Annotated in this window: 11 protein-coding genes and 1 pseudogene; 6 read left to right on the top strand and 6 right to left on the bottom strand. The window is 73.1% G+C overall.

The window, feature by feature from the left end; all coding sequences use genetic code 11:
- Both EAO77_RS40610 and EAO77_RS31870 read right to left on the bottom strand, forming a co-directional pair.
- Positions 1–163, bottom strand: a pseudogene (locus EAO77_RS40610) (oxidoreductase); the annotation flags it as partial.
- Positions 164–282: 119 nt separating this feature from the next.
- Positions 283–678, bottom strand: coding sequence for a cupin domain-containing protein (locus EAO77_RS31870; RefSeq protein WP_147991809.1), 396 nt, complete (start codon positions 676–678; stop codon positions 283–285).
- Between the two features lie 52 nt (positions 679–730).
- Between EAO77_RS31870 and EAO77_RS31865 the strand changes: the two genes are divergently transcribed.
- Positions 731–1,723 carry a GlxA family transcriptional regulator gene (locus EAO77_RS31865; protein WP_147991808.1) on the top strand — a complete coding sequence of 331 codons (993 nt, stop codon included), beginning with the start codon at positions 731–733 and terminating at the stop codon, positions 1,721–1,723.
- Between the two features lie 255 nt (positions 1,724–1,978).
- Here EAO77_RS31865 and EAO77_RS31860 read toward each other — a convergent pair whose 3' ends face one another.
- From EAO77_RS31860 to EAO77_RS31850, 3 genes are all read right to left on the bottom strand, one after another.
- The gene (locus EAO77_RS31860; RefSeq protein WP_147991807.1) at positions 1,979–2,182 is read right to left on the bottom strand and encodes a cold-shock protein; all 204 of its coding nucleotides are present in this window, start codon (positions 2,180–2,182) and stop codon (positions 1,979–1,981) included.
- Positions 2,183–2,427: 245 nt separating this feature from the next.
- Entirely contained in the window at positions 2,428–2,766 is a 339-nt protein-coding gene (locus EAO77_RS31855) for a MerR family transcriptional regulator (protein WP_147991806.1), read from the bottom strand.
- Between the two features lie 568 nt (positions 2,767–3,334).
- Positions 3,335–4,090 (bottom strand): alpha/beta fold hydrolase, encoded by a 756-nt coding sequence (locus EAO77_RS31850; RefSeq protein ID WP_147991805.1) that lies wholly within the window; start codon positions 4,088–4,090, stop codon positions 3,335–3,337.
- A gap of 140 nt (positions 4,091–4,230) precedes the next feature.
- On the opposite strand from EAO77_RS31850, the gene EAO77_RS31845 reads away from it, so the two are divergent.
- The 5 genes from EAO77_RS31845 (at position 4,231) to EAO77_RS31825 (ending at position 9,576) form a co-directional block, all read left to right on the top strand.
- Positions 4,231–4,779 carry a PadR family transcriptional regulator gene (locus EAO77_RS31845; RefSeq protein WP_147991804.1) on the top strand — a complete coding sequence of 183 codons (549 nt, stop codon included), beginning with the start codon at positions 4,231–4,233 and terminating at the stop codon, positions 4,777–4,779.
- A gap of 65 nt (positions 4,780–4,844) precedes the next feature.
- Complete coding sequence (locus EAO77_RS31840; RefSeq protein ID WP_147991803.1) at positions 4,845–5,801, top strand: GlxA family transcriptional regulator; 957 nt, start codon at positions 4,845–4,847, stop codon at positions 5,799–5,801.
- Between the two features lie 108 nt (positions 5,802–5,909).
- Entirely contained in the window at positions 5,910–6,908 is a 999-nt protein-coding gene (gene gap / locus EAO77_RS31835) for a type I glyceraldehyde-3-phosphate dehydrogenase (protein WP_147991802.1), read from the top strand.
- A 295-nt stretch (positions 6,909–7,203) separates the two neighbouring features.
- Positions 7,204–8,160, top strand: a complete 957-nt coding sequence (locus tag EAO77_RS31830; RefSeq protein WP_147991801.1) for an STAS domain-containing protein — start codon at positions 7,204–7,206, stop codon at positions 8,158–8,160.
- Between the two features lie 45 nt (positions 8,161–8,205).
- Positions 8,206–9,576, top strand: coding sequence for a tetratricopeptide repeat protein (locus tag EAO77_RS31825; RefSeq protein ID WP_147991800.1), 1,371 nt, complete (start codon positions 8,206–8,208; stop codon positions 9,574–9,576).
- A gap of 186 nt (positions 9,577–9,762) precedes the next feature.
- Here EAO77_RS31825 and EAO77_RS31820 read toward each other — a convergent pair whose 3' ends face one another.
- Positions 9,763–10,218 carry a hypothetical protein gene (locus tag EAO77_RS31820; RefSeq protein ID WP_147991799.1) on the bottom strand — a complete coding sequence of 152 codons (456 nt, stop codon included), beginning with the start codon at positions 10,216–10,218 and terminating at the stop codon, positions 9,763–9,765.
- Positions 10,219–10,223: the final 5 nt, after the last annotated feature.

Raw genomic sequence — 10,223 nt, 5'->3', positions numbered from 1 at the left:
CCTGACCGGCCGCGAGCTGGTGCAGCCGCAGCCGCTGGACGAAGTCCGGCTCGGCGTTGACGACGGTGATCCCGACGTCCCCCGGGGACAGCCGGCGGGCCAGGGACCCGGCCACGTGGGCCCCGGCGTAGCCGGCACCGAGGACGACGATGCGATGCTTCATGTCCCGCTCCTGTCGAGTCGCTTGCTTCCGGTGACTTGACGGGACAGCGCCGCGAAGTCTGACAGGAATCATCTGTGACGTGGGTCATACGAGTGGTGGCCCTCCACCCGGCCTTCGGCTCAGCTGCCGAGTGCGTGCCCGGTCGTCGCATCCACATGGTCCGGGACCTCGTCGTGGTGATCGCCCACGGTCGGCGTCCCGGTGGGCTCGAACATGAGGATCGCGGCCCCGGACGGAGCGTGCGGCTTGTGCTCCGTACCCCGGGGGACGGTGAAGACCGCCCCCTTCGGCAGCAGGACCGTGCGCTCCCCGTCGGGCTCGCGCAAGGAGATCCGCAGCTCGCCGTCGAGCACCAGGAAGAACTCGTCGGTGTCGTCGTGGGCGTGCCAGACGTGTTCGCCCCCGACCTTGGCGATGCGGACGTCGTAGTCGTTGACGCGTGTGACGATACGGGGGCGGCACAGGGCGTCGAAGGAGGCCAGGGCCTTGCTCAGGGAGATGGGTTCGTCGGTCATGGGCTCATCCTGGGCCGTTTCGCCCGTCCGGCGTGAGTGCTAGGAATCGCACATGCCGAAAGAATCCTCTCAGGCGCCCTCCCCGCCGGGTGCGCACCGGGTCGTCGTGATCGTCGACGAGAACTCGAACCCCTTCGAACTCGGCTGTGCGACGGAGGTCTTCGGTCTGCGAAGACCGGAGATCGGCCGCGATCTCTACGACTTCACCCTCTGCTCCCCCGAGCCCCGCACCCTGATGCGGGACGGATTCTTCACCCTCACGGGAGTCGCCGGCCTGGAGGCGGCGGACACCGCGGATACGCTCATCGTCCCCAACCGCCCCGACGTCGAGGTGCCGAGGCGCCCCGCCGTGCTCGACGCGGTCCGACGGGCGCACGCGCGCGGCGCTCGGCTGGCCGGCTTCTGCAGCGGCGCCTTCACGCTGGCCGAGGCCGGTGTCCTCGACGGGCGCCGGGCCACGGCGCACTGGCAGTGGGCGGACGTCTTCCGGGCCCGCTTCCCCTCCGTACAGCTCGCGTCGGACGTGCTCTTCGTGGACGACGGCGACATCCTCACCGCCGCGGGGAGCGCGGCCGCGCTCGATCTCGGGCTGCACATGGTCCGCCGTGACCACGGGGCGGAGATCGCCAACTCCGTGAGCCGGCGCCTGGTCTTCGCGGCGCACCGCGACGGAGGCCAGCGGCAGTTCGTGGAGCGCCCCGTGCCCGACCTGCCCGAGGAGTCCCTGGCCCCCGTTCTGGCCTGGGCCCAGGAGCGGTTGGACGCGCCGCTCACGGTCTCTCACCTGGCGGCGCGTGCGGCGGTCAGTCCGGCGACGCTGCACCGCCGCTTCCGGGCGCAGCTGGGAACCACGCCGCTGGCGTGGCTCACGGGGGAACGCGTCGCCCTGGCGTGCCGGTTGATCGAGCGAGGCGAGGGCCGCCTGGAGGTGGTCGCCCGGCTCAGCGGTCTCGGCACCGCCGCCCATCTGCGAACGCTGTTGCGCCGCGAGACGGGCATCACCCCGTCGGCGTACCGGCGCCGGTTCGGACCGGCCGCCGATTGACGGCAGGACACCGCCTCCGGCGCAACCGCGGACCCCACGAGCGGGGTTGCACGGCCGCGCGGGGCGGGGCGCCTGCGCCGGTCCCGAGACGGGACGGGGCCGCGCGGCTGATGCCGCGCGGCCCAGTCACGTGATGTGCGGATCCCACCACCGTCCGGCGAAGGCCCTTTCCCGCCTAACGGGGCGGAGCCGCGCGGAGGCGGCCCTGCGCCGCGGGCGGGGTGCCCTGCGTCGCGCGGTCGGTGGTGGAGAGGGTCAGGCCGGGTTGATGTTCTCCGCCTGGGGGCCCTTCTGGCCCTGGACGACGTCGAACGTCACCGCCTGGCCCTCCTGGAGCTCACGGAAGCCCGAGGAGTTGATCGCGGAGTAGTGGGCGAAGACGTCCGGTCCGCCGCCGTCCTGGGCGATGAAGCCGAAGCCCTTCTCCGCGTTGAACCACTTCACAGTTCCTGTAGCCATGTCTCATGCCTTCCAGCCGATGAACGCCTCCCACGCCATGCGGGAGGCGGAGGTGATCGCCCTGGTTCCTGCGGCACAGCACAGCAGAACGCCCACGCCGAAGGCGTGGGCAAAGGGAACTTCCGAACCACGACAGCTGACGCAGACGCTACACGTCCGCACACCCGGTCACCATAGGAAACGGCCATTGCTCCACCTCCGGCCCATGTGCCGGGGCCCGCCGGCGTCCAGCGGGCCGCCCCGCATCAGCCCACGGGCGGCGATTGCGCCGACTCGGCGGCGCGGCGGTATTCGGCGTTGATGCGCTGAGCCTCTTCGAGCTGGTCCTCGAGGATGATGATCCGGCAGGCGGCCTCGATGGGTGTGCCCTGGTCGACGAGTTCGCGTGCGCGGGCGGCGATGCGCAGCTGGTAGCGGGAGTAGCGCCGGTGGCCCCCCGCGGAGCGGAGCGGGGTGATGAGGCGGGCCTCCCCGATGGCACGGAGGAAGCCCTGGGTGGTACCGAGCATCTCAGCGGCCCGGCCCATAGTGTAGGCGGGGTAGTCGTCGTCGTCGAGACGGCCGAACGAGTCGTCTGCTGTCATTGCACCTCTCTCGTGGAAAACGCGTCGGGGGGCCCGGGTGCCGTACCGGCACCCGGGCCCCGAAGGAACTGCTACACCATCTGTCGGCCCTGATGCTGCACCGACCTTCTGTGTCCGCCGACCCGACCTGTATGGCGTCGGGACCGCGGGGATCGCGGTTGCTTGACCGGAGACCACCTCACTATCGATGTCCTGCGGTACCCGGGCTCGTGTTGACCGCCCGGGCGATCCTGATGGTGTTCGCCTCCTCCGTTCTTCCCTCGGAATTGCGTACTGCCGGTGTTGCGAACTGCTCGTGGCGGCCCCTGATCACCGCGGGCCACCCGGTCCGGCCGTCAGTCCCGTCGCCTTCCTGCACAGACTCCGGCTTCGGAACTCCACCGCCGCACCGTCGAACCAACTGCACTTGCAGGTACGGCCGCCCGGCAGTTCGTCTCTGCCGGACCCTGCTGTCTCTCTGGGTTACGAGAGAAACCATACCCACACCACCATCCAATGTCTACTGTGGCGGACATAGATTTTCGTGGTCGGCTGGGAGCGATCAGCCGTCCCGAGAGCGGCCCGACGCTCACCGGCCCGCGACCGCGCGCGCGAAGGCGCCGGGCCGGTCGAACATGACGTTGTGGCCGGCGTCCGCGACGGTGCGGACCTCCACGCCCGCCGCCTCCAGGCCCTCCCCGTCCCGCAGTTCGCCGCTCAGCCCGCCCTGGAGGTAGACCCGCTCCGCGGCGGACCGCTCGAGCATCACCCGCATCACCGGGTCGGTGCCCCGCACCAGATGGGTGGCCGAACGGTGCAGGGCGAGCGGATCCGCCAGCCGCATGGTCGCCGCCCACAGGGGGCCGACGTGCTCCAGCACGCGCGCGAAGCCGCCGCCGTGGACGAAGTCCTCCTCCGTGTACGACGCGATGCCGCTGCTGGCCGCCGTGGCCGCGGGAAACCGGTCGAGGTTGCCCTCGGTGATCACCAGCCGTGCCACCAGGTCGGGCCTGCGGTGCGCGAGGACGACGGCGACCGCGCCCCCCATGCTGTGCCCCGCGATCACTGCGCCGCGCACCTGAGCCGCGTCGAGCAGGGCGGCCAGCGCGTCGGCGTGGTCCTCCAGCGTGTAGTCGAAGCCCGCGGGCCGGTCGCTGATGCCGTGGCCCGGCAGGTCGACGAAGAGCATCCTGCGGCCCGCGAGTTCGGGGCGGGCCGCGATGTGGGCGTGGTACACGGTCGAGGCCGCGCCCAGGCCGTGCACGAACACCGCCGCGGGCCCCTCCCCTGCCGCCTCCGTCCACCGGATCATGCTGCCCCGCCCGTCGAATGCGGCCTGTCGCACTGTCCACTCCCCTGCCTGCCGTCCCCATGGGTGCCTCCGCGGCCGCGCGAGCCCTCTCGTCGCGCCCCGGCCCACGACCCTACATCGCCTGCGTGGTACTACGTCAACGATGTACTGCGGGAGTCCGGCAGAATGGTCCCATGCTGGAACTCTCCATCCTCGGATTCCTCCGCGAAGCCCCCCTGCACGGCTATGAGTTGCGCAAGCACATCACCGCGCTGACCGGTCATGTGCGCCCCGTCGGCGAATCCACGCTCTACCCGGCGATCAGACGCCTGGAGAAGGCAGGGCTGCTGGTACGCGAGACCCGGCAGGGTCCGGCGGCGGCGCCCCGGCACGTCCTCAGCCTCACCGCCGACGGCGAACGGGAGTTGCGGCGCCGCCTCGCCGAGCCCGAGGGCCCCGACGTGACGGACGAGAACCGCTGGTTCACACTGCTCGCGTTCCTCCGCCACCTGGAGGACCCGGCCGCACAGGCCCGCGTACTGCGCCGCAGGCTGGCCTTCCTGGAGGAGCCCGCCAGCTTCTTCCACGAGGGCGAGCGGGCGCTGCGTGCCGAGGACCTGGACGACCCGTTCCGGCGCGGCGTTCTGCTCATGGCCCGGGCGACGACCGAGGCGGAGCTGACCTGGCTGCGGGCCACCCTCGCGGACCTGGAGGCGCAGGACGGGGGCGGTGGGCGGAGCTGACCGGCCGCGCCCCCGGCGTCCCCGGCCGCGGCCCCGACCGGTCGGGTCCCGCGTAGCCTCTTCCTGTGCCCGCACCCCGCCTGCATCGCGTCGCCGTCCTCGTGCTCGAAGGTGCGAAGCCCCTCGACGTCGGCATCCCCGCACAGGTCTTCACGACCCGCGCGAGCATGCCGTACGAGGTGCGGGTGTGCGGGGCGGCACCCGGACTCGTGACCGGCGGCGACGGCCTCGCGTACTACGTCGCCCACGGCCTCGACGCGCTCGCGTGGGCCGATATCGTCTTCGTCCCCGGCTACCGCTTCCCGGACCGCGACGACCCGCCACGGACCGTCGTCGAGGCGCTGATCGCCGCCCACGACCGCGGCGCGCGGCTCGCCGCCATCTCGACGGGCGCCTTCGCGCTCGCCGCCACGGGTCTGCTCGACGGCAGGCGCGCCACGACCCACTGGCACTACACGCGGGCGCTCGTGGCCCGGCATCCGCTCGTCCGGGTCGACGAGAACGTGCTGTTCGTCGACGAGGGCAGTGTGCTCACCTCGGCGGGCGCCGCGTCCGGCATCGACCTGTGTCTGCACATCCTGCGCGGCGACCTCGGAGTGGCCGCGTCCAACCACGCGGCCCGGCGTCTGGTCGCGGCCCCCTACCGCAGCGGCGGGCAGGCCCAGTACGTGCCGCGCAGCGTCCCCGAGCCGCTCGGCGAGCGGTTCGCCGCCACCCGCGAGTGGGCGCTGCACCGGCTCGGGGAGCCCCTCGCCCTCGACGTACTCGCACGGCAGGCAGGGGTGTCGCCGCGCACGTTCTCCCGGCGATTCGTCGAGGAGACCGGATACACACCGATGCAGTGGGTGATGCGCGCCCGCGTCGACGTGGCCCGCGAACTGCTCGAACGCTCGCAGCTCAGCGTCGAACAGATCGCCGCCGACGTGGGCCTCGGCACCGGGGCCAACCTGCGCCTGCACTTCCAGCGCATCCTCGGCACCACACCGAGCGAGTACCGGCGCACCTTCACCCGGGGCGAGTGACCCCGCCCCGGCCGGCCTGGCGGGATCCTTGTGAACCATGGCGATCCCGCCACTGTCAGCGGCGTCCGCCGCGAGCGAGCCTGGTGGCGAACGAAAGGGACGCCACTCATGACTCGCATCGCCATCAACGGATTCGGCCGCATCGGACGCAATGTGCTGCGCGCACTGCTGGAGCGCGACAGCACCCTCGAGATCGTCGCCGTCAACGACCTCACGGAGCCCGCCACGCTCGCCCGGCTCCTCGCCTACGACAGCACGGCCGGCCGCCTCGGGCGCCCGGTGACCGTCGACGGGAACACCCTCGTCGTCGACGGCCGCCGGATCACGGTGCTCGCCGAGCGCGAGCCGGCGCAGCTGCCGTGGGCGGAGCTCGGCGTCGACATCGTCCTGGAGGCCACCGGCCGCTTCACCTCGGCCAAGGCCGCCCGGGCCCATCTCGACGCGGGGGCGACGAAGGTACTCGTCAGCGCGCCGTCGGACGGCGCCGACGTCACGCTCGCGTTCGGGGTCAACACCGACGCGTACGACCCGGCCGTGCACACGGTCGTCTCGAACGCCTCCTGCACGACCAACGCGCTCGCGCCGCTGGCCAAGGTCCTCCACGACCTCGCCGGGATCGAGCACGGCTTCATGACGACGGTGCACGCCTACACGCAGGAGCAGAACCTGCAGGACGGCCCGCACCGCGACCCCCGTCGCGCCCGTGCCGCCGGCGTCAACATCGTGCCGACCACGACCGGCGCCGCGAAGGCGATCGGCCTGGTGCTGCCGGATCTCGACGGCAAGCTGTCGGGCGACTCGATCCGCGTACCGGTGCCGGTGGGCTCGATCGTCGAACTCAACACGACCGTGGCCCGCGACGTGACGCGCGACGACGTGCTGGCGGCGTACCGGGCCGCGGCCGAGGGACCGCTCGCCGGTGTCCTCGAGTACTCGGACGACCCGCTCGTGTCGTCCGACATCACGGGCAACCCCGCCTCGTCGATCTTCGACTCGGCCCTCACCCGCGTCGACGGCCGCCACGTCAAGGTGGTCGCGTGGTACGACAACGAGTGGGGCTTCTCGAACCGTGTGATCGACACGCTCGAACTCCTCGCCACCGGCTGACGGCACCTCCGCCGAATGCTCCGGCCGGTCGGACCGGCCGGAGCGTGCGGTCACGCGCCTCCTGCGGGGTTGTCTCGAGGCCCCCTGCGGCACCTCGGGTGACCGCTCCGGCTCGTCCGCCGTGGCGGCTCGCGGTTGCGGGAGGCGTACGGTGGAGGTACCGAGGGCATCACGCATTCCGGCCGCCGTGCCGGGTCGTCCTCGGCGAGAGAGGAATCCGGGCCGCCACGACCTGCCGGGCCGCGCAGGCGCCGCCGGTCACCACCGGTCCGGACTCGTGCCGAGGGGAGGCGTGATGACCCTTTCCCGGCTGGACATCCATCGGTGGAACCGAGGCGAGCGGACGGTCGTCACGCTCGCCGGTGACATCGGACCGGCCACGACCCCGCTGCTGAGGGCCGCGCTGGAGCAGTGCCTGCTGGACGGCGTCACCGTCATCGACGTCGATCTCACCACCGTCGGCTCCTGCGACGCGATCGGTCTGGGCGTCTTCCTCTCGGCGTCACGACGCGCCGGCCGGGTGCACGCCTCCCTGGTGCTGCGTCACCCATGTGCGCAGATCACCGGGCTTCTCGATGCCACCGGGACGACGGCGTCGCTGATGGCGGTCCCCGCCGGCCGGATGCCGCTCCCCGTGCCGGCCGGTGTCGCGTCCGTCCCCCCTGCCCGCGGGCCGGCTCCGCCGGTCCTCAAGGACGGCATCCGTCTCCGCCGCCTGACCCGCGGGCAGACCGAGGATGTCCGCGAGGACCTCGCGGACCTGACCCCGGCGCCCCCGAGGGGCACGGCCGGGGACGGCGACCGCGGCCGTGCCGCCTTCCTGCGCCGCCTCACGGCCAGTGCCCGCCGCCCCGGCTTCGCGCTGGTCGTCGCCGAGACGACCGCGCTGGTCGGCTGCGCCTTCGGCTTTCCCCTGGGCCCCGACGGCGCCGGGATCCGAGGGCCCGACCGATCCCTCCAGCGGGTCGTCCAACGGCTCACCGCCCGGACGCGCTGCGTCGTCCTCACGCAGGTCGTGGCCCAACAGCACGCCCAACGCCGCGACATCGCCCGCCGCCTGCAGCGGCGTCTGCTCACGGACATGCGGTCCTCGTGCGGCGTCGCCCTGCTCCGTCCCGCCGACCGGGCGGGACAGGCCGACTTCTCCTCCTGGGGCTGGCAGAACATGGGCGAGGTCATCGGGCTGCCCGGCCCCGGGGCCCTCTGCGTACTGGTCCTTCCCTTCCCGGAGCTGCTCCCGGCACATGGATGACCGGGCACGGACCGGTGCAGCGGGCGGGCGCTAGAGTGCGTGGCCGTGGACGCCACAGATCTCGAGCGCCGGGCCAGGACGCGGTCCGGCTGCATCCCTCCGGAGCTGGTCACGCGGCTGCTCGACCGCGGCCGTGCCGACGTCGTGGCGCAGCACGCAGGACGCGGCGAGTGGTTCTGCGCGCAGGCGTGGGCGCGGTCGCTGGGTGAGCGGGGACGGCAGGAGGAGGCGTCCGAGGTGCTCGCCCCGTACCTGGCGACCGGCTGGTGGACGGCGGTCGAAGCCGCGGCCGAGCTGCTGGAGGACTGGGGCCGCGCCGAGGAGGCGATCGAGATCACGCGGGTCCGCATGACGGCCGGACACCCGATGGCGCTGGAGTCCTACGCACGCCTCCTGGCCCGGCACGGCCGTGCCGGGGAGGCGTTCACCCTGCTGCTCCCGCACGTCCGCGAACGGGCCCTCGCCGTGGCGCTGGTCGACGTGGCGGGTGCCGCCCGCCGCGACGAGGAGGCCGCCGCGCTGCTCACCGCCCGGACCGAGCACCGGTGTTCCGACTTCCCGTGGTGCTGCCGAGGCCTCGATCGCGACACGGCGGTCGGGCTGCTCGCCACGATCCGCGAGCGCCAGGGCCGCACCGACGAGGCGATCGCCCTGCTGAGCCCCGGCGGCCCCACGCTCGGCAACCGCGAGCAACTGGCCGCGCTGCTGGCCCGGCACGGCCGGCTCGACGAGCTGCGGGCGATGGCGGCGGCCGACGACACGAGGTGCGCCGTACGGCAGCTCGCGCGGTACCTGGAGGAGCAGGGTGACGTGGAGGGGGCGATCGCGGCCCACCGGCGGGCCGGCGGACCCGTGCCGCGCGACCCCGACGCGGCTTTCGAGCTCGCGCGCCTCCTGGCCCGGCACGGCCGGGGGAACGAGGCGATCGACGTGATGGGCGTCCAGGCCGACTCCCGCAAGGAGGACGACTGGATTCTGCACGTCCTGTCGCAGCTGTATCTCGCCGAGGGTCGCCCCGCGGACGGCCTGGCGCATCTCGACGCCCTCGCCGCCGCCCGCCGCGGCGAGGAGGAGTGGGAGCTGTACCGGATACGGCTTCCGCTGATCGCCGCCCGCGACGGCGTCGACGAAGCGATCGCGCGGGCCCGCTCCCACCCCGGGGGAGGCACCTCCTCCGCGGCGCCGCACATCGCCGACCTGCTCGCCGGTGCCGGACGCACCGAAGAGGCCGTCGCCGTCCTCGCGGAGCATGCCTCCGCGAACAGCCATGACCTGGCCGGCTACCTCATCGACCTCGGCCGCGTCGAGGAGGCCCTGGCCGTCCTCCGGTCCCGTTCCCCCCGGCCGTCCGGGCCCCCGGCCGGCGCCCGGGACGGCGATCCCCCGTTCCGGTTCGCTGCTGCGGACCGCTGGTGACGTCCCGTCACCCCGTACGGCGTGCCCGTACGGGGTGACGGGACGTCACCATCGGTCCGTCACCCGGTGCGTCCTGCCCGTACCGCGGCACCGCCGCACGGGACGGACGCGCCCGCGGACGCCGCCCCGCCCGCGGCCCCGGGAGGCTGCGGGCGGGGCGGCCGGGCGAGAGGCCCGGGAGCGGCGTCAGACGTCCAGCAGGTGGACGGTGACCGAGCCGTCGGGGCCGGAGATCGTGTAGTGGCCGGGGCCGTCGACCGGCACGCAGCCCTCGGCGAGGACGTCGTCGCGGTTGATGCCGGTGTCGTCCTCGCCCACGTTCGCGCACAGTTCGGTGACGGGGTGGTCGGCGAACCTCACCGTGTAGGGGCCGTCATCCGGGTAGCGCGGCAGGGTGGGCGTGTTGAGGTCGACGTCCGGGTGCTCCCACAGGGCGGTCTGCTGGATCCAGGGCGACTGCAGCCAGACACGCCCGTACGGCTCGGGCAGATTGTTGTCGTCCTGCTCCTGAGGGTTGGAGAAGTCGATCGAGTACAGGACGGGCCCAGGTGCCGCCGCCTGCGCCGAGGTGGCCGCCCCGCCGAGCAGCAGCAGTGCTGTGGAGGCGGCGGCCGTCAGCCGGCCCACGGAGTTGAGTCGCATCCCTC

Source organism: Streptomyces sp. T39 (assembly GCF_008042045.1).
Lineage (GTDB): Bacteria > Actinomycetota > Actinomycetes > Streptomycetales > Streptomycetaceae > Streptomyces.
This window is presented reverse-complemented; position numbering and strand designations above follow the sequence as displayed.

Coding starts and splice junctions, on each gene's coding strand:
- EAO77_RS31820 (WP_147991799.1), bottom strand. CDS start 10,218: ATGCGACTCAACTCCGTGGGCCGGCTGACGGCCGCCGCCTCCACAGCA.
- EAO77_RS31865 (WP_147991808.1), top strand. CDS start 731: ATGCCGAAAGAATCCTCTCAGGCGCCCTCCCCGCCGGGTGCGCACCGG.
- EAO77_RS31830 (WP_147991801.1), top strand. CDS start 7,204: ATGACCCTTTCCCGGCTGGACATCCATCGGTGGAACCGAGGCGAGCGG.
- EAO77_RS31870 (WP_147991809.1), bottom strand. CDS start 678: ATGACCGACGAACCCATCTCCCTGAGCAAGGCCCTGGCCTCCTTCGAC.
- gap (WP_147991802.1), top strand. CDS start 5,910: ATGACTCGCATCGCCATCAACGGATTCGGCCGCATCGGACGCAATGTG.
- EAO77_RS31845 (WP_147991804.1), top strand. CDS start 4,231: ATGCTGGAACTCTCCATCCTCGGATTCCTCCGCGAAGCCCCCCTGCAC.
- EAO77_RS31855 (WP_147991806.1), bottom strand. CDS start 2,766: ATGACAGCAGACGACTCGTTCGGCCGTCTCGACGACGACGACTACCCC.
- EAO77_RS31860 (WP_147991807.1), bottom strand. CDS start 2,182: ATGGCTACAGGAACTGTGAAGTGGTTCAACGCGGAGAAGGGCTTCGGC.